This is a genomic window from Lysinibacillus sp. ACHW1.5 (assembly GCF_022014815.1).
Classification (GTDB): domain Bacteria; phylum Bacillota; class Bacilli; order Bacillales_A; family Planococcaceae; genus Lysinibacillus; species Lysinibacillus capsici.
The window spans coordinates 4,499,845-4,518,439 of the sequence record NZ_CP091777.1 but is presented as its reverse complement, the minus strand read 5'-3'; the positions used below and the strand labels follow the sequence as shown (position 1 = coordinate 4,518,439).

Annotated in this window: 15 protein-coding genes, 1 pseudogene and 1 riboswitch; of the genes and pseudogenes, 12 read left to right on the top strand and 4 right to left on the bottom strand. The window is 36.2% G+C overall.

Translation table 11 applies throughout. The annotated features are described in order from the left end of the window. The first annotated feature begins 349 nt into the window (after nt 1-349). Nucleotides 350-1,558, top strand: coding sequence for an acyltransferase family protein (locus tag L6W14_RS22750; protein WP_237898966.1), 1,209 nt, complete (start codon nt 350-352; stop codon nt 1,556-1,558). A 98-nt stretch (nt 1,559-1,656) separates the two neighbouring features. Here L6W14_RS22750 and L6W14_RS22745 read toward each other — a convergent pair whose 3' ends face one another. After that, a complete protein-coding gene (locus L6W14_RS22745; RefSeq protein WP_237898965.1) occupies nt 1,657-2,235 on the bottom strand; it encodes a TetR/AcrR family transcriptional regulator in 579 nt (192 codons plus the stop codon). Between the two features lie 176 nt (nt 2,236-2,411). Here L6W14_RS22745 and L6W14_RS22740 point away from each other — a divergent pair. From L6W14_RS22740 to L6W14_RS22725, 4 genes and pseudogenes are all read left to right on the top strand, one after another. Next, nucleotides 2,412-2,755 (top strand): annotated as a pseudogene (locus tag L6W14_RS22740) (IS4 family transposase); the annotation flags it as partial. A 333-nt stretch (nt 2,756-3,088) separates the two neighbouring features. Further along, a complete protein-coding gene (locus L6W14_RS22735) occupies nt 3,089-3,871 on the top strand; it encodes a transporter substrate-binding domain-containing protein (RefSeq protein ID WP_131521737.1) in 783 nt (260 codons plus the stop codon). 31 nt (nt 3,872-3,902) lie between these two features. Continuing rightward, nucleotides 3,903-4,568 (top strand): amino acid ABC transporter permease, encoded by a 666-nt coding sequence (locus L6W14_RS22730; RefSeq protein WP_036077909.1) that lies wholly within the window; start codon nt 3,903-3,905, stop codon nt 4,566-4,568. Between the two features lie 27 nt (nt 4,569-4,595). Next, on the top strand, nt 4,596-5,324 hold the full coding sequence (locus L6W14_RS22725) for an amino acid ABC transporter ATP-binding protein (RefSeq protein WP_167444822.1): 729 nt from the start codon (nt 4,596-4,598) through the stop codon (nt 5,322-5,324). A 199-nt stretch (nt 5,325-5,523) separates the two neighbouring features. Here the strand turns inward: L6W14_RS22725 and L6W14_RS22720 are convergent, their stop codons facing one another. Then, the gene (locus L6W14_RS22720; protein WP_237898961.1) at nt 5,524-9,303 is read right to left on the bottom strand and encodes a S8 family serine peptidase; all 3,780 of its coding nucleotides are present in this window, start codon (nt 9,301-9,303) and stop codon (nt 5,524-5,526) included. A gap of 309 nt (nt 9,304-9,612) precedes the next feature. Then, nucleotides 9,613-9,659, top strand: a riboswitch (PreQ1 riboswitch). A 126-nt stretch (nt 9,660-9,785) separates the two neighbouring features. Here L6W14_RS22720 and queF point away from each other — a divergent pair. The 5 genes from queF to L6W14_RS22695 all read left to right on the top strand — a co-directional run bounded on the left by queF (nt 9,786) and on the right by L6W14_RS22695 (nt 12,826). Then, nucleotides 9,786-10,286: a preQ(1) synthase gene (queF, locus tag L6W14_RS22715; RefSeq protein WP_004233404.1), complete on the top strand. Its 501-nt coding sequence runs from the start codon at nt 9,786-9,788 to the stop codon at nt 10,284-10,286. A gap of 104 nt (nt 10,287-10,390) precedes the next feature. Then, nucleotides 10,391-11,050 carry a 7-cyano-7-deazaguanine synthase QueC gene (gene queC, locus L6W14_RS22710; RefSeq protein WP_054548829.1) on the top strand — a complete coding sequence of 220 codons (660 nt, stop codon included), beginning with the start codon at nt 10,391-10,393 and terminating at the stop codon, nt 11,048-11,050. A 3-nt stretch (nt 11,051-11,053) separates the two neighbouring features. Beyond that, nucleotides 11,054-11,524, top strand: a complete 471-nt coding sequence (gene queD / locus L6W14_RS22705) for a 6-carboxytetrahydropterin synthase QueD (RefSeq protein ID WP_237898959.1) — start codon at nt 11,054-11,056, stop codon at nt 11,522-11,524. Further along, nucleotides 11,517-12,245, top strand: coding sequence for a 7-carboxy-7-deazaguanine synthase QueE (gene queE, locus L6W14_RS22700; RefSeq protein WP_237898955.1), 729 nt, complete (start codon nt 11,517-11,519; stop codon nt 12,243-12,245). Before queD ends, queE begins: the two co-directional genes overlap by 8 nt. A gap of 41 nt (nt 12,246-12,286) precedes the next feature. Beyond that, a complete protein-coding gene (locus tag L6W14_RS22695) occupies nt 12,287-12,826 on the top strand; it encodes a VUT family protein (RefSeq protein WP_131521743.1) in 540 nt (179 codons plus the stop codon). Between the two features lie 105 nt (nt 12,827-12,931). Here L6W14_RS22695 and L6W14_RS22690 read toward each other — a convergent pair whose 3' ends face one another. Together L6W14_RS22690 and L6W14_RS22685 are read right to left on the bottom strand one after the other, a co-directional pair. Then, on the bottom strand, nt 12,932-14,122 hold the full coding sequence (locus L6W14_RS22690) for an MFS transporter (protein WP_131521744.1): 1,191 nt from the start codon (nt 14,120-14,122) through the stop codon (nt 12,932-12,934). A 201-nt stretch (nt 14,123-14,323) separates the two neighbouring features. Further along, nucleotides 14,324-15,307, bottom strand: coding sequence for a tRNA dihydrouridine synthase (locus L6W14_RS22685; RefSeq protein ID WP_237898950.1), 984 nt, complete (start codon nt 15,305-15,307; stop codon nt 14,324-14,326). Between the two features lie 224 nt (nt 15,308-15,531). Between L6W14_RS22685 and L6W14_RS22680 the strand changes: the two genes are divergently transcribed. Continuing rightward, nucleotides 15,532-16,542, top strand: coding sequence for a GNAT family N-acetyltransferase (locus L6W14_RS22680; protein WP_237898947.1), 1,011 nt, complete (start codon nt 15,532-15,534; stop codon nt 16,540-16,542). A gap of 160 nt (nt 16,543-16,702) precedes the next feature. Beyond that, nucleotides 16,703-18,571: a leucine-rich repeat domain-containing protein gene (locus L6W14_RS22675; RefSeq protein WP_237898941.1), complete on the top strand. Its 1,869-nt coding sequence runs from the start codon at nt 16,703-16,705 to the stop codon at nt 18,569-18,571. The last annotated feature ends 24 nt before the right edge of the window (nt 18,572-18,595 follow it).

The window sequence follows — 18,595 nt, the reverse complement described above, 5'->3', positions numbered from 1 at the left end:
TGATAAGATGAACTTGTATTATTGTAAGTATCCTTTCCATTCCTCTTAATCGACTTTTTTTCCAATTAGAAGGGTACGGACAATGATATTTTTTTACGTTTTAAAGGACCTATAACTACTAGAATTTCCACTTACAATCTGCTCCTTTTTTATTTTTCCCTAAACATTTTATATTAATGTGAAATTCCACGTAATCAACCATATATAAATTGACCTGTAGTCATAATTAATAATCATAAAATAAATATTCTAAAATTTAATCAATAATATAATAAAATAAATATTGACCGCGAGTATAAAAAGTATTATAAATAGTTTAGAAGTTATTTCCAAAAAGGGGAAATGTGAGTTGTCTAATACACGTATACATTTTATGGATTTTTTAAAAGTGTTTCTTTCTTGCACTGTAATTGTCCACCATGCAGGTCAACCTTATGGCGGGGCAAATGGTTTTTGGTATGTACGAGATTTGGGTGTCGATTCTGACTTGGGCGTTTTTTTTGGGATAAATTCGGCCTTTAATATGAGTCTTTATTTTTTTCTTTCTGCTTATTTTATACCTCTTGCGTATAAACACAAAGGGAGTATAGGTTTTTTGAAAGATCGATTGAAGAGAATTGGTATACCTTTATTATTTGGATTTATAGTAATAATTCCTTTAATAATGTACTTTTATTATAATGAATTTCGTGGTTACCCTCACCTATCGTTATATGAATACTATAAAAATATTTATCTAGGATTTAGTGAAAAGCCATTGAATTGGGCAGGACCATCTTGGCCAGACTTAAATTTTGGCCATCTTTGGTTTATTGAACATCTTCTTATTTATTCACTGATATATCTAGTATTAATGAATCTTTTTAAAAAAATTAATTTACCAAAAATTTTAATTTCCCCAACACATAAACATATTTTTATATTTGTTATTATCATATCGTTAATCACTTTTTTAGTTCGAACAAGTTATTCGATTGATGAATGGATTGGTGTTCTAGGTTTTATCCAAATGGAGTATGCACACTTTCCTCAATATTTAGCATTTGTAGTTTTGGGAATAACAGCTGCTAATAATAACTGGATTTATCATATCCCTAAAAATGTTGGTAATTTATGGTTATTTATAGGAGTTTTATTAATTGCTTTAAATGTAATTGGGTTTGTACCACATTCAAGGGGTGGATGGGATAATAGTTCACTTATTTATACAATCTATGAGACCTTTTTATGTACAGGACTTTCAATTGGTTTAATTGAATTATTTCAACGTAAATTAAATAGAAAATCAAAATGGATTGAGGCTTTATCTAAAAATTCCTTTTGTGTTTATATTATTCATATTCCGGTTTTAATTGGAATTCAATATATTTTAATTAGTGTACCTGTTTCAGGCTATATAAAATTCGTATTAGCATCACTATTGGGGATCGTATTTAGCCATTTAATATCGTATTTTATTATTCAAAAATTACCGGTTATTAGTCTACTATTCTCTGGGACAAATCATAGACGTTCTCAAGGTTTAGTGAATAAATTTAATAAGAAGAGTATATATTAGTTCTCTGCTTGTCTCCAATTCTCTCTTTGACAACATCCCTGCGAGTTTTTATAACACAGGCTATTCTCGCAGGATTACTTTGGAAATCAACAGGATCTTTATGATGATATTCCTTTAAAGAAAACATCAAAACTCATCATAAGTTGTGTAATAAGATCATCTTCGCCACCACCAAGACACCAGTGGGTTAATACACCAATAAACATTTGAATAGTTAAGTCTGCCAGTGTTTCAGGGGATAATTTTTGTGTAAATTCCCCTGTTTCCTGTCCGTACTTAAAAATCGGAATCAATAAAGCACGAAGATTATTCATATTATCTATGTGATTATTTAAATTATTAGCACTTGAGAGAGTTGCCATTAAAGTTGCTCTTCTTAATGACCTTGTATAGTTTAAATTATGTACGATATTAATTAACGAAGAGAGTAGTTTAGGTACTACTGGACTTGTGATATTCATTAATTTTTCAGCTTCCGAATAGATTGAAAATCTTTCAAAATCTTCTATGACTGCCTCTTTTGTCGGAAAATAATTAAAAAAAGTACCCTTAGAAACTCCAGCTAATTTCACAATATCTTCAACCCTTGTCGACTCATATCCGTTTTCCGAAAATAATTTGAAGGCAGCGTTTGTTATAGCTAATTTAGTTTGTCGTTTCTTTTCTTCCCTTCCCAATTTTATTCACTCCATTTCTTGCAATAACGTTATTATTAATTCTACTATAAATAACTGTTTAAAAAGTATTATTATGAAAAACAGACAGCTATTCTTGATATGCTCCCAATTAGGTAGATAGATAAAAAAATTCATCTTATCATTACATTTAAATTTAACGAATTATCCGTAGGCGAAAATTTCGTAAAACGAAATCTGGTGTGAAGCTTCATTTACGCCTTGCCTATATGGAAAAAGGGTATTGTTATCCGGATTAAGCCGTACTGACAAATGCCATCGAAAATAACCACCATCATTTAGAAGTATTCATTGATGACAAAGAATGCATGTCCATCTTTGGCCGTGGCTACTTAGATTACGAACGGTTTAATCCAATGACAGAGGAAGGGTATTTTTCTGTTACTCGTTTGCGTTACCCGAAAATCCATCTATTTTATCCGATGAAGTGGTCGTAATTGAGACGACACAAAATCGGTCTGAAAATGTACTTTTCTTAATTAAAGTCCTCGATTCAAAAGGGATCTACGTAAAATTCAAGGAGAGAGCGTTTTATAAAGAATTAATCATCGTTGTTGCACAAGCCACAGGATATAGTAAAAAGTGGTTGATTACTACCTTTGTTTAACTACTTACGCATATATTTTAACGTAATTTCCCATTTTTTATTTCCGGCTTGGAGAGTAAAAACGACCACACTGAAATGCGAACTTTGTAGAAAAAGTACCAGGCACTATTAAAAGTGCCTGATACTTTTTTGTTTTATTGGGAGTGGATTGGGTATTAACTAGCATAAGCAAGTTATATAGCAAGAGGTATTGTAGGAATAAACGAAAGAGAAAGGAGTTATAGCAACATGTTGTTGAGTAAAAAGTTACTATTGGTCTTTAGCACAATCGTAGTCTGCTTGTTATCTGGTTGTGGAGAGAAGCAGAAGCTTGAAGATGGATCTGAACTGATCAATAAAAATCAATTTGTTTTTGCTACTTCTGGTGAATTTAAGCCATTTAGTTATATAAATGACGATCTTACAATGTCGGGCTTTGATATTGAGGTTGGAGAAGCGATTGCAAAGGAAATGGGCCTTGAGCCGGTTCAGAAACGAATCAAGTTCAAAGGGATTGTGGAAGGGGTGAAAACAGGAAGAGCGGATGCAGCCGTTGCAAGTCACACGATTAACCCGCAGCGGAGTAAACATGTTTCTTTCTCTACCCCCTATTATTATTCAGGACCGAAAATTTTCACCAGACCGGATAGTAAAATTAGGACTGTTGAAGATTTAGAGGGAAAGGAAGTAGCTGTTGCAAAAGGATCAACATATGCCGATACAGCTTCCAAGTATACAGACAACATCAAAACATATGACAGCGATATTACGGCATTAAAGGCGTTGAGTAGTGGGCGTCATGATGCAGTAATCACAGATTTTGTTACAGGAAAAACTGCTGAAAAGGAAGGTTTTAAGATTAAGGGACAGCAATTAATTAATCGCAGTGAACAAGCGATTGTGTTGCCTCAGGATAATCCAAAGCTAGTGAAGCGAGTTAATGAATCTTTGGAACAACTTCGGGAAAATGGAACATTGACTCAAATCAGTATCAAATATTTTGGTGAGGACATTACCAAAAAATCAGAATAAACCAATGCTATAAAAGAAAGGAAGTAGTACTTTGCCAAGTTTTTCGCATTTTTTTCAAATACTAATCGAAACAAAAGGTGTATTCTTTAAAGCTATGCTTTTAACATTAGAGCTGACGGTGGTTTCTATCTTACTGGGAATCATCATCGGACTAGTCTTTGCCTTATTAAAAATTTCTAATATAAAAATTTTAGAACTTATTTCAGATATATATGTCTATTTGGTTCGAGGAACACCACTGATTGTTCAAATATTTATCCTCTACTTCGGAATTAGCGGGATTTTCCTTCTTCCTGATTTTTGGGCTGCTTCACTTGCTCTAGCGCTACATAATGGAGCTTATATTTCTGAAATCCTTCGTGGAGCAATTCAGTCAGTCGATAATGGCCAATTTGAAGCAGGACGCTCGTTGGGAATGACAAAGACACTGACATTAAGAAGGATTATTCTCCCACAGGCATTCCGTAGAGCGTTGCCGCCTTTAGGCAATCAATTTATCATCAGTTTAAAAGATTCATCGTTAGCCGCATTTATCTCCATGAATGAGCTGTTTAATGTGGCGACAACACTTGGGTCGAATAATTTCGATGAAATGACCTACTTACTCATTGTAGCAGTCTACTATTTATTGCTGGTAGCGTTGATGACATTTGTAGTGAACCGAACTGAACTAAAATTAGCAGTAAGCGACAGATAGGAGCTGAAAAAATTGGACACTAAGGAAATGATTAAAATAAGTCAATTGAATAAATCGTTTGGAGACTTACATGTATTGAAAAATATCGACATGACAGTCTACGAGAGCGATGTTGTTTGTCTAATAGGATCGAGTGGGTCAGGAAAAAGCACCCTCCTTCGCTGCTTGAACTTTTTAGAAAGAAAAGATAATGGCAATATTATAATTGAGGGAAATGAAGTCAATCCACGGACAGATGATCTTAACAAGATTAGAGAAAAGGTTGGGATGGTGTTTCAAAATTTCAACTTATTCCCACATAAAACGGTTTTAGAAAATATTATTGAAGCACCTGTTATGGTAAAGGGTGTAGACAAAGAAAAAGCTATCATCAAAGCAAAACAATTACTGAAAAAAGTAGGTTTGGAGGATAAGTCGGATGTCTATCCTAGTAAACTATCAGGGGGGCAAAAGCAACGGGTGGCGATTGCTAGAGCACTTGCGATGGAACCAGACATTATGCTTTTTGATGAGCCAACATCGGCACTCGATCCTGAGCTTGTGGGAGAGGTTTTAACAACCATGAAAGATTTGGCTGAAGAAGGAATGACTATGGTTGTTGTAACCCATGAAATGGGATTCGCAAAAGAGGTAGCTGATTGGATTGTCTATATGCATGATGGGAGAATTATTGAACGCGGCACACCTGAACAATTTTTCAATCATCCAAAAGAGGAGAGAACACGAGAATTTTTAACTGCGACAATGCTTAAATAAAACTAAAAGGTTCTGAATGGTAAGGTTTGGATCTCTTATGGGTTTGCATTAAATATATGATTACTAGATAAAGCTTGTACAGAAAAACTGCACATAGACTCGTTACAGCCAACCTTATCATGAGTAAGTGAAATTTAAATAGCAAAAGGAGAAATTGCAAAGCGCAATTTCTCTTTTTGCTGGAACGGTACTTGTTTAATTATAACTCAACTTCGGTAACTTCATTATTACCATTACCATTGCCATTGCCGTTGCCATTGCCATTGCCATTGCCATTGCCATTGCCGTTGCCGTTGCCATTGCCATTGCCGTTGCCATTGCCGTTGCCATTGCCATTGCCATTGCCATTGCCATTGCCGTTACCATTGCCCGGCTTTTCAACTAATACATCAAATGTTAATGTGTGGTCACCATACGTTGCTGTAATTGTCGTAGTACCTTGACCTTTACCTTTTACAGCCCCTGCTTTTACAGTAGCTATTTTATCATTTGCTACTTCGTAGGTTGCAAGCGTAGTAACATCTTTTTCTGTTGTTCTACCCTCAAAAGTAGTTACTTCAGTAATCTTAACCATAACCTCTTTACCTATTCTAGTTTCAACCTGAGCTTGGTCAATTTCTAGTGTTACGATTGGTGTTTCTACAACAGGTGCTTTTACTGTAACATTTACCGTAACTTCATGATCACCATATGAAATAGTAATCGTAGTCGTGCCCTCACCTATAGCAGTTACTAATCCATTTGCTATTGTTGCAACATTTTCATCTCCCACAACATAAGTAGCTTTTGAAGTTACATCTTCCTCTGTTGCTTCACCTTCTGGAGGAGTAGTTGTCTCTGTTACTGTAAGTTGTGCAGATTCCCCAGCTGTTAGGTCTAGCTCAGTTGGATTGACAGAAAGTGTTACTTTTGGTTCAACTACATCTTTTTCAAATATTAATGCTTCACCAACATTCCCTGCAGCGTCTTGAATTTTTACTGATACAGCATTAGTTTCTGTTGTTACTGGGAATGTGAAGCTACCGTCTTGATTTAATTCAAAAGGAACTGGCGCTTGTATTTCGCCATTCACAGTCGCAATATAGGAAGCTTTTAATTTATCATTTAAATTGTAGTTTAAACCATATAAATATAACTCTTCATTGTAGTCGATATACTTATCTGTTACCTTTCCTGTAGCGACACCTTCAGCTACTGAACCAGTAATTTCTGGTTTAGTTGTTTTCACGATAATTGGTCCAACATAATCGGAAACTACCCCTGATGCCGCAAGACCAGTAAAGTCAATAGTATAGAGACCATCTGGAATTGTTGTGGCAGGTTCTGTTCCCCATGGTTTGTATTGCCCAGCGATATTCAGCGTATAAGAGCCTTTTCCTAGCGCAGTACCTGCATGTAGATAACCGATGTAGCCATCACCATATTCTCCACCTTGAGGATTCATAATATCCCATAGCTCGATATAGTTAGTTGTTACATCGCCAGTTAATGTAAATGAAAGTACAGCTGAATCCTTCACGCCATCTCCATTAAAGGATAGATCTGTTTCTGTAATCTTTAAATCTTTAATTTCAGTTACTGCCTCGCTTCCAAAGTCAGCTGCGAATGGCAATGAAATTTCTGTAGCACCACCGCTGATGTGAATATACCCCAGTATTTCCGAGCCGTTTGGAGCTGTAGCTTGTGAAGCCGTTAATGTAAGATTTAACACTTGCTCACCAACTAGATTAAATGTTGGCTGGTCGACTGTAACAGTTGCATCACCAAATGATTTTGTCACATCAATTGATACATTATAATTACCGCCGTTCCCCTTTATATCTTTTACTAAAACTTGTTTTGTTACGGAAATATCCTGGTCTTTAAGTGATTGTGGACCAAAAGTAACTGTCCCTTTTAAGTTTTCTGAAACAGCTCCTGTTCCATCTAAAATTGCACTATCCAATGCATAGGCAAGAATTTCTGGATGTGCTGCAGCATAAGCATTTACACGACCTGCACCTTGAGAGAACACATCGTATTTTGTTTTATCTAAAACCTTTGCTGTATTAGAAAGCGCCACTTTTATGTCGAACGCATTCCAATCAGGATTTGCTTGTTTAAGTAATGCAACAATACCTGTAATATGCGGTGTTGCCATAGAAGTTCCTGTTTTACGATCATATGCCTCTGCGTAATCAGCATCAGGGAAATCCTTTTTATACATTGGAATCGTTGACATAATGTTTGTTCCAGGTGCACTTACATCTGGTTTAATATCAAAGTTTGGCGTAGATGGGCCACGGGAACTTGAATCGTTTACTTCATCTCCCAGTGTCTTTGTAGAAGTAAATTGACTAAAGCTAACTTTTCCAGTTCCACCGGCTAATGCAGCACGAATTGCATTGCCATCCGTTTGGGACATATCAAATGTTGGTAGAAAAGCAAAAGAATCACCCAGGAATGTACCTGAAATATTAGGTGCATTTGTTCCACCAGCAAAGTTATGAATAATTGTGGCGACTGCTCCATTTGCCTTTGCATTCGCAATTTTATCAACAAATGCGATACTGCCACGAGAGATTAATGCCACTTTACCTTCTACATCGATTCCCTCATAGTCTTTTACTTCTCCGTTTCCAGGAATAGCAACTAGGTCAAATTCTCCTTGAAGCTGTGTTGCTAAATCCCTTCCAAAAGTTGTTCCCATTAATGGGAGCTGTTTTGTTAAGTTGTAGTCACCAACTGTAACATTCACTTCACCGTTATACATTGTTTCTGGATTTGTTGTGTTACCCACAGCAATTCCTAAACGAGCGGTTGCAGGCGTGCCCATTGTTCCTCGATTTGGGCCGGAGTTCCCTGTTGCAATTACTCCGATTGTTCCAGCCATCATTGCATTATTAATAGCAAATGAACCAGCGTCCGTTTCAGAGTTAGCCCCCCCACCAAGAGAAAGGTTGATTATGTCCATTTTTTCTGTGACAGCCGTTTCAATTGCTTTAACAATACCAGATGTAGCCCCACTTCCATATGCACCAAGAACACGGTAAGCATAAAGGTCTACTTTTGGAGCAATTCCTTTAATGCCGAAATTGTTAGCTCCAATTGCTGCAATAGTTCCAGCAACATGAGTACCGTGAGAAGTATAGAACGAGCTTCCCTTTTCATTAAATTCAGGTGTTCCAGCAGGACGCTCAGAAGGCAAGGTTTCCGATGCATCGTCATCTGCCCGAGGCTTTGTGTAAGTTGATGAATTTGGAATGAAGTTTTTCCCACCCTTGTAAATTCCGGCGAACTCAGGGTGATCTGTGTCAATACCAGTATCTAATACTGCTACCTTTATACCTTGTCCTTCAATTCCTTCATTCCAAAGCTGTTCGATGCCGAGGAAAGAAATACTTGTATTCATTTGAGCCTCTAATTGATCTTCCTTAATCAGTTCTGATGATTTCATTGTATTATCTTCAGATGCGTAAACAATTGCATCAGGTTCAATTAATGTTATTCCTTCTATTGAAAGCAGCTTTGGGAGATCATTTGCTTTCACAGTTGCTGCAAAACCGTTTAAAACAGTATCAAATGTGTAGCCTTGAGTCATTTGAACATTTTTAGTAGCTAATTCTTTCTTAACTTGTGCTTGTTGAGATTTTACATTTGATCGAACTTCATTTGCTCGCGCATTAGAGAACTTTTGGCCTTTCAATTGGCTCATTCCTTGCTCTAGTGCCACAGGCTTTTCAGATAAATGTACGATGACTGCAACTTCTTGATTGCCTGATACATTTTGTAAGCTTTCGTGAAGAGTTGGACCATCTTTAGACAAGCTTAGCTGTTCAGCGATAGCCGCCTTTAATTGAAATATACTTTCACTTTGGCTATCCTGCTTGAATGGCTTCGAATCTTCAGCATTAGCACTCGATAATGGAACCAATAGAAAAAGCACCATAACGAAAGCTATCATACTACTTAAAAACTTCGTAAACTTAAACTTTTTCAAATCTCATTTCTCCCTCCGCTCTTAATTATCACACTTTTCAGTTTAATGTGATATTTCCAATTTATCACAGGTGAGATAATTCGAATATCGGAATATTGAAAAATCTCAAAATATTGATAATTAGTATTACTTTGTCAAAAATGGATTAATTCTATTTTCCTAGTAATTTAATAAAAAAGTAGAACTTTCAAATGAGTATAGACTTACAGTAATTCGTACTTTTTATCATTTAAGAGTTTTATAAAAAATCTATTTGACGTCCTGTATTATTTTTTGTACGATATTGAAGAAAAGAATGCCCGGACTAGAACGGGAGAGGTTCATAGCTGATACCCTCTATAAAAAACTATGGAAACATGACAATATGCCATGTCCATATCGGACGTGGCTTTTTTTTATCTGTTTACTTATGTTTTAAATAGAATGATTGGTGATGCCTCTCTTGAAAAGTGTTGGGAAACATTTTACAAGGAGGTTTTTTTATGTCTGGCAGAAGTCATGAAGAAGGATTAAAGGATTTGACCCTATTAGGTAATCAAGGTACAAAGTATTCCTATGATTATGCACCTGAGGTATTAGAGGCAGTGGATAATCTTCATGCTAATCGAGATTATTTTGTTAAGTTTAATTGCCCAGAGTTTACTAGTTTATGTCCGCTTACAAATCAGCCGGATTTTGCTACGATGTACATTTCATATATCCCAGATAAAAAAATTGTTGAAAGTAAATCTCTAAAGTTGTATTTATTCAGTTTTAGAAATCACGGCGATTTCCATGAAGATTGCGTGAATATCATTATGAATGATTTAATTGCATTACTTGATCCAAGATATATAGAGGTTTGGGGGAAATTTACTCCACGTGGGGGTATCTCGATTGATCCATGGTGTAACTATGGGAAGCCAGGAACTAAATACGAAGAAATCGCCAATTATCGTTTAATGAACCACGATCTTAACCCAGAAAAAATTGATAATCGATAAATGAAGCAAGACAGAGGTTTTTAGCTACCCTCTTAAAAAAACTAAGAAGAAAGCAGCACTTTTTCTTAGAGTGCTGTTTTTTCGATATAAGGGAGTTTTTATAGATGAAAAAGGAAAAAGCAATTGTAGTATTTAGTGGAGGTCAGGACAGCACAACTTGTTTGTTCTGGGCAAAAGAACGCTTTGAAGAGATTGAGGCAGTAACTTTCGATTATGGTCAAAGGCACCGTCTTGAAATTGACTGTGCGAAGGTGATAACAGAGGAGCTTGGTATCAAGCATCACATACTTGATATGTCTCTCCTGAATCAACTTGCTCCGAATGCATTGACACGACAAGACATAAAGGTGAAGGACGGAGAAAATGGTGAGCTCCCATCGACTTTTGTGCCTGGCCGCAATCTCCTTTTTCTTTCATTTGCGGGCGTTTTAGCGAGCCAAGTAGGGGCAAAGCATATTGTAACAGGTGTTTGTGAAACTGATTTTAGTGGCTATCCGGATTGCCGAGATGTCTTTATTAAATCCTTAAATGTAACGTTAAATTTATCGATGGATGATTCCTTTGTGATTGATACACCCTTGATGTGGCTGAATAAGGCACAAACATGGGAATTAGCTGATCAGCTTGGGGCACTTGAGTTTGTACGACAAAGAACGTTGACTTGCTATAACGGTGTTATAGCAGATGGATGTGGTGAATGCCCAGCATGTAAATTACGAAATAAAGGGCTTGATGAGTATTTAAGTTATAGGAAGGAGTCTTAAGGCATGTCAGATTTTAAAATCGTTGAGAGACTCCAGAGAATTGATGTGGATATTCAAAGAAATCAATTGAAATATCATGCAAAGCGTGTTCTCATAAGCAAAGAATTTACCTTCGATGCTGCCCATCATCTACATCATTATGAAGGGAAATGTAAAAATCTACACGGGCATACCTATCGAGTCATATTAGGACTGAGTGGCTACACTGATGAACGTGGTTTGATGATCGATTTCGGCGATATAAAAGAAATATGGAAACAAAAAATAGAGATTCATTTGGATCACCGTTATTTAAATGAAACGCTTCCACTCATGAATACGACGGCAGAGAATATTGTTGTTTGGATTTACGAAAAGTTGACTGAGGCCTTGCGTGATGAAGGATATAACGGTGTACGTGTAGAGTTTATCAGGCTTTACGAGACTCCAACAAGCTATGCAGAAGCTAGAAGGGAGTGGATGGAAGTTGAGTAAAGTACCTGTTATCGAGATTTTTGGGCCAACGATTCAAGGAGAGGGTATGATCGTTGGCCAGAAGACAATGTTTGTAAGAACTGCGGGCTGCGATTATTCCTGTTCTTGGTGTGATTCATCGTTTACGTGGGATGGCAGTGGAAAGCACCTTATTGTCCAAATGACAGCGGAAGAGATTTGGTCTGAGCTGAAGCGGCTTGGAGGCAATGGTTTTTCATTTGTTACGATTTCAGGGGGTAATCCTGCACTCAATCCGAATCTAGCAGAGCTTATTGCCATTTTAAAAGAAAATGATATACAAATTGGGGTGGAAACACAGGGGAGTAGGTGGCAAAAATGGATGTATGAGGTTGATGAACTGACAATTTCACCAAAACCACCTAGCTCTGGGATGACCACAGATTACTCGGTGCTTTCTTATATCTTCGAAAAACTTGAATATCGAAACAATAATCACCATGTATCCCTTAAAATAGTCGTTTTTAATCAAGAGGATTACGATTATGCTAAACAAATTCACCATCGATATCCCATGATTCCCTTTTATCTTCAAGTCGGTAATGATAATCTCACGACAACTGATGATTCACTATTAATAATGCATTTATTGGATAAATATCGTGCACTAATTGATAGAGTAATGAAGGATGAGGATTTAAGAGATGTTAAGGTACTGCCACAGTTACATGCCCTTGTTTGGGGAAATAAAAGAGGCGTGTAGGGTACTCTTACAAAAATTAAATTTACTTGAGGAGTAATAGTTTGAGAATATTATTTTATTTATTATCTATTGTTATTGCTAATGTGGTAACGGCAGCATTTGCACCATTCCATTTTGGTATGTTTATTGTCCCAATGGGAACGCTTTTAATTGGGGCAACCTTTATTTTTCGGGATCTAGTACAAAATAAATATGGTAGAAAAAAGACGTATTTATTTATTATTACAGCTTTAATTTTATCAGCTGTGGTGTCATTCCTACTAGGTGATACACTTTTAATTGTAGTAGCCTCAGCACTATCATTTGTTGTCGCTGAAACGGCTGATACTGAAATTTATACTCGATTAAAATTACCAATGGCTTGGCGTGTGTTCTACAGTGGTATTGTTGGAGGATTTCTAGATTCTGCAATTTTCGTAGTAATCGGCTTAAGTCCACTTGGTGCCAATATATTGCCATGGGAAGCGGTACCTGCCGCCATTTTGGGGCAAATTATTGTGAAGACAATTATACAAATGATTGGTGCAATTATTTTAAATAAAATTGGTCCAATGAAAGGGGAATATATTATTTCAGAATAATTATTCCTTATTATGAAGATACGGATTACATGTAAGCAGACCCATTCGCTTTATTCGAATGGGTCTGTTTGATTTATATTCTTTCTAAGGTACCTCTTGCATTTTTTATGCTGTTTTCTTTTGTTTAAGGTCTAAATGATAACTAAAGAAAGTTAGTAGACTTGCACTGACGGCAACTATACCACCGACCCATGTGACATTCATCAAATTTCCTTGATGATATACAATGCCGCCTAATGCAGACCCAAAAGCGATGCCTACGTTACTTGCCACGGGCATAAGAGAAGCAGCGAGTCCTTTAGCATCTGGTTTATAAATTTCGGCCAAATCTATTAAATAAAGTTGAGTAGATGTTGTTAAGAGGATGGCCATTAGTGACATTAGTCCGATGTTCGCTAATCCTAAAATAAAATGGTTTGTTGTCCAAAATAAGCTTGTCAATACAATAGCTTGTGCGAGAAAGACAAACCGAAGTCGGCCGATGGCATTGTGAGTGGCAATTTTACCGGCAAGAATGTTGCTGAAAATCGAAAGAAAGCCGTAGCCGAATAAGATTAAACTTATAGAATTATTTGGTGCACCCATTCCCTTTAAAATAGGAACAAGGTACGTAAAGACTGCATAGGTTGCACCAAACCCGAGAGCAGGAATGAAAAAGGCAATTAAAATTCGAGGCTGAATCATTAAAGAAAATTGATCCCGTATTGAGCTTCGTACTTGGCTGAGTCGAGTAGGTAAGACAAAAAAAGATGCCGCAAACGCCAACCCTCCGAGAAGAGTGGTTAACATAAAAGTGGCATTCCAGCCGTACCATTCAGCGATTACAATTCCAATGGGTACTCCAACTACATTGGCCAGTGTAAAACCACCGAAAACAAATGATATAGCAAGGCCGCGTTTATTAATCGGCATGGTTTCGCTTGCAACAATCATGGCTAGAGAGATCAATACACCTGTTACAATCGCGGTCATAACTCGAAGTATAAGGAGCATAATATAGCTCGTTGAAATTACACACAGAGCATTTAAGGCAATGAAGGAACCTATCAAAAACAACATCCATTTACGCTTTGGAAAATGGCTTGTTGCTGACATCACGAGTGGTGTAGCGATGGCAAATGTGATGGCGAACGCAGAAACGAGTGTGCCTGCTTTTGCATTTGTCATATGAAGGCTTGAAGAAATTTCAGTTAAGATCCCAACAATAACAAATTCGCTTGTCCCGAGAACAAATGTTAATAATGCAAGTGTTAAGATAAGTAACCAATGTTGTTTGGATAACTGTGTATGATGCATAAATACCTCTTTCTTTGATGAATATAACGGTGTTACTTAGTAGACACACAATTTAAACATCATATCATAAAATGTTTTTATGAGAAATTAGATTAGTTTTCCCTATATGCTAGTGTTTGTTTTAGACAATTCTCCTCTAAAGAAGGATTTGATTACAAGTAAAAGCAAATAAAAAGGAGAGTGGCGATAGCCAATCTCCTCTTATTTTTTCTCCTTTAGTTCGTGGGCAATATACGTAGCTAGTAATTCACGGACTTCATCCGTAGAATGTGCACCCAGTAATTGAACTCTCAATTGACTAGCCCCTTTGAAGCCACGTACATATATTTTAAAGAAACGTTGTAATGCTTTAAATGAACGTGTTTCGAATTCCTTGGAATAGTGGTCATGAAGATTAAGGTGTAAGTATAGTAAATTAAGGTATTCTTTGGCACTATGCTCTTTAGGTTCCTTTTCAAAGGCAAATGGGTTTGAAAACACCCCGCGCCCAATCATTACACCATCGATACCGTATTGCTCAACTAGTTTTAGACCTGTTAAACGATCAGGAATATCACCGTTGATCGTCAGTAATGTGTTGGGAGCAACTTCATCACGTAGTTTTTTGATATCTCCAATTAATTCCCAATGTGCAGCGACCTTGCTCATCTCTTCCCGTGTACGGAGATGAATAGAAAGATTGGCGATATCCTGTTTTAAAATATGTGTAAGCCACTCACGCCATTCTGCTACATCTGTAAAGCCAAGTCTTGTTTTGACACTAACGGGTAAGCCCCCTGCTTTGGCTGCTTGAATAATATCTGCGGCTCGTTCAGGATAAAGAATTAATCCAGCTCCTTTACCTCTTTCTGCTACATTATCAACTGGGCAGCCCATATTAATATCAATTCCCTTAAAGCCTAGTTCCTTCATACCAATACTCATTTGACGAAAATGTTCAGGGTTGTCCCCCCAAATATGTGCAACAATAGGCTGTTCATCTTCTGTAAAAGCTAAGCGGTTACGCACATTATCTAACCCTTCTGGATGACAATAGCTCGTCGTATTGGTGAATTCCGTAAAATATACATCGGGTCTCCCTGCTTCTTGAATGACATGACGAAATACAACATCTGTCACATCCTCCATTGGAGCTAAAATGAAGAATGGCCGTGGTAAATCAAGCCAGAAATTTTTTTGATTCATTGCTAAAAATCCTCTCTTTCCAAAATACTACCTTGCAAAAAGATATCATATTTATTTTATTTCTACATAGTTAATTGGCTTAGCTTAAGGATAGAAATTCATCATTGTAATTAGACTTTGGCTCTCATAGATTAGAAAGTAATTAAAAATATCCAACAAAATCCTGTATTATCTATAATGATATAATATGTAATATAATGTAGAAATTTAGGGGGAGAGTTGAAGTGGGAAAATATAAATATAAAACAATCGATGTGAATGATGTACCCACAATGGCTGAATTACTCGAAAATAGACAGAGCCTTGAGGGTGAAGTATATCCATTTCTAAACAACAGCTGTCTTCATGCTGAACATATAACAAATATGCTTGAAAACTTATTTGCTCATCATACTATTAAGGGGATTGGAGCATTTATTAAAGATGACCTAGTAGGATATTTAATCGGAGTCATCAAGAATGACTCTCTAAGAGGCAGACATGTATGGGTACCCTATGAAGGATTGGCAATCAGAAAGGATCAATCCGCTGAGCTTATTAGAAAATTATATGCAGAGATTTCAGTGGTATGGCTAGAGCAAGGTTGCTTTATGCATTACACGATCATCCCTCTTGGAAATCAGGCTTACTATGATGCCTACCAACGATTAAGCTTTTCTATACAACAAGTACATGGGGTCATGAACATTGGGGATTATAAACCATTTGAGAATATATGTAATGCAGAGATTAGGGTTGCAAATAAAATGGATAGTGAAATGCTGGGGAAAATGTCTAAGATCATTCAATCGTATCAAAATTCCGCACCTACATTTGAGCCTGTATTCCCTGAGGTTGTCATGAGCATAAAAGACTCATATAAAAATATAGTAGAGGAGAATGATGATACATGTTTCGTTGCAGTAAAGGATGGGCAGGAATTAGGATTTCAAAAATATTATCCTATACATTCAGATTTGATGACACCTGAGCATGCAATAGAGCTAACGATTGCAGGTACTTACTCTTCTCAAATGGGAAGAGGCGTGGGAAAAAAGCTGATGAATGAAGGCTATAGAAGGATGAAAGAGGCGGGCTATGAGAATATCATTACAGATTGGAGAATAACTAATCTTGCTGCATCGACATTTTGGCCTAAGTGCGGTTTTAAGCCAGTAGCCTATAGAATGGTTAGGTACATTAACAGTGATATAGCCTGGGCAAACTTTAATAATCCAAGTATAGGGTTATTGTAAATTTAGTTAGATGTTTCCAATTCTGCTGTTATGGAGAATTCAAAAAGCTGACTAGGCACTTAAAATTTAGTTTTAGATTGCTTGCCTATATTTCGTAAATATTGACATTTATTTTTTAGACAACTAAGCTTAATGGAAAAATAGTGCTGGGGGGCTGCCAGTGGAATTTATTAAATTAAATTGTCCAAATTGTAATGGGAAAATTGAATATAAAGAAGAGCAAACATTCAAATGTCCTTTTTGTGACACGGAAATCATGTTGAAAGAGAATAAAATTTATTATGTTGATCAAACGATTAATAATTATTATGGAACAGCTTCTCCGAATACAACATCCCGTCCAAAAACAAATTTAAAACTGCTCTTTATGATACCAATTGTCATGATGTGTGTATTCCTTGGGTATTTCCTTTTAAGTAGTAATCAAACAGAGGATGGAAACCGTGAAGAACTATCCGTTCGAACAATGCCTGAAAGTGAAGTTCTTCTGTTCTTTTTAAAAGATATTTTTGATAAAGGTGAGACGATGCCAGCAAAAGAAGAGATTGCAAGTATTCGATATTTGGCTGCCTACTATTCTGATGATCAATGGCATTTTGATTATAGTCTAGAAGATCCTTTTACAAATAAGGAAGCTAAAATTTCTACTTATATCATTATGGATAAATTATTAAATACGCAAAAAATTGAACAAAAGGACTTTGAGGCCTTTACTGGATTAACGGTTTTAAAGCTCATGAATGATTATGAAATATCACAAAGTGAAAAAGTAAGCTTCCAACATCTTGAAAACTTAAAAAGTTATACAGGTAGTTTTAATGAATCATTTAGTAAAATCGCAGGATATTTTAGTGATAAGTCAAATGTTAAAGAGTTCTCTATCCAAATTAGAAGTAATGATGAACTTGCTTTATTATTAGAGTTCCCCAATCTTCAATCGCTAGAACTATCTTATGTGGCTGAAGAGGTGACAGATTTTCAGATTCTAAATAAATTATCGCTGAAATCACTTTCCTTAAAATCAATTAATGATTTAAAGTGGCTGTCTACACTAACTAATCTAGAATCGTTAGCAATAGACATTAGTGAAGCTACGGATTTTAGCCCACTTTACTCATTGACTCAATTACAAGAATTGAAGCTTACGTCAGTAAGAAATTTAAAAACGCTTGATTTTATACAAAACATGCCTAAACTACAATCTTTAGATCTTGAAAACATGAATATCATCAATTTAGATAGACTTAGAAATATGTCATCTTTAACAAAGCTACGTTTAGCTTCTCCTGGTCAAGTGGAATTGTTGGATATGGTTAACAGTCTAACGTCATTGACGGAGTTATCGTTAACTGGCTATCATGGTGATATTTCATCGATTGTAGCGCCCCATTTGAAAAAGGCAGAGCTGAAGAGTTCATTTTTACCAAAGCTAGAGGCACCCGCTTTAAGAGATTTGACGGTTTCTATAAGTGGATCGGATTCGCAATTGAATGGTGCAGAGCTACTGAAATATCCACAGCTAGAACAGCTTACAGTCATGGAGTATGGAACTCTTAATGGTATTCGTTCATTAAATGACCTACCTCATTTGCAAGCAATCAATTTAAATGAGACTCTCTTTTATGAAACCAATGACTTATTCAATTTACAGCATGTAAAAATGCTAAACTGTCATGAATGTAATTTTCAGGTGAATAGCAAGCCATTTACGAACAACGTGCTGGAGCATTTAACTTTAAATGATGTTTCCATTCAAATTGGTAATGGGGAATGGGTGCAAGAAGTAGATAAGATCATGCCTTACTTTGCTGGCTTTACAAATTTACGTTCATTCACTTTACAAGATAATTCACTACAATCGTTAAATTTCTTGGGAAATTGGCAACAAATAGAGGTGCTTCATTTAGAAAATAATGCTATTTCGAATGTAGAACCTTTAGTGAATTTGCCTAACTTAAAAAAGCTATATATTTTAGGGAATCAGGTACAAAATCAATCTGTATTAGACAAGGGTATTATGATTTATTAAAAATAATGTGAATTAATAGCAACC

Excerpts from the sequence above, each read along its gene's own strand:
- L6W14_RS22735 (WP_131521737.1), top strand. The coding sequence starts at position 3,089 with ATGTTGTTGAGTAAAAAGTTACTATTGGTCTTTAGCACAATCGTAGTC.
- L6W14_RS22725 (WP_167444822.1), top strand. The coding sequence starts at position 4,596 with ATGATTAAAATAAGTCAATTGAATAAATCGTTTGGAGACTTACATGTA.
- queF (WP_004233404.1), top strand. The coding sequence starts at position 9,786 with ATGTCTGGCAGAAGTCATGAAGAAGGATTAAAGGATTTGACCCTATTA.
- queC (WP_054548829.1), top strand. The coding sequence starts at position 10,391 with ATGAAAAAGGAAAAAGCAATTGTAGTATTTAGTGGAGGTCAGGACAGC.
- queD (WP_237898959.1), top strand. The coding sequence starts at position 11,054 with ATGTCAGATTTTAAAATCGTTGAGAGACTCCAGAGAATTGATGTGGAT.
- L6W14_RS22690 (WP_131521744.1), bottom strand. The coding sequence starts at position 14,122 with ATGCATCATACACAGTTATCCAAACAACATTGGTTACTTATCTTAACA.
- L6W14_RS22685 (WP_237898950.1), bottom strand. The coding sequence starts at position 15,307 with ATGAATCAAAAAAATTTCTGGCTTGATTTACCACGGCCATTCTTCATT.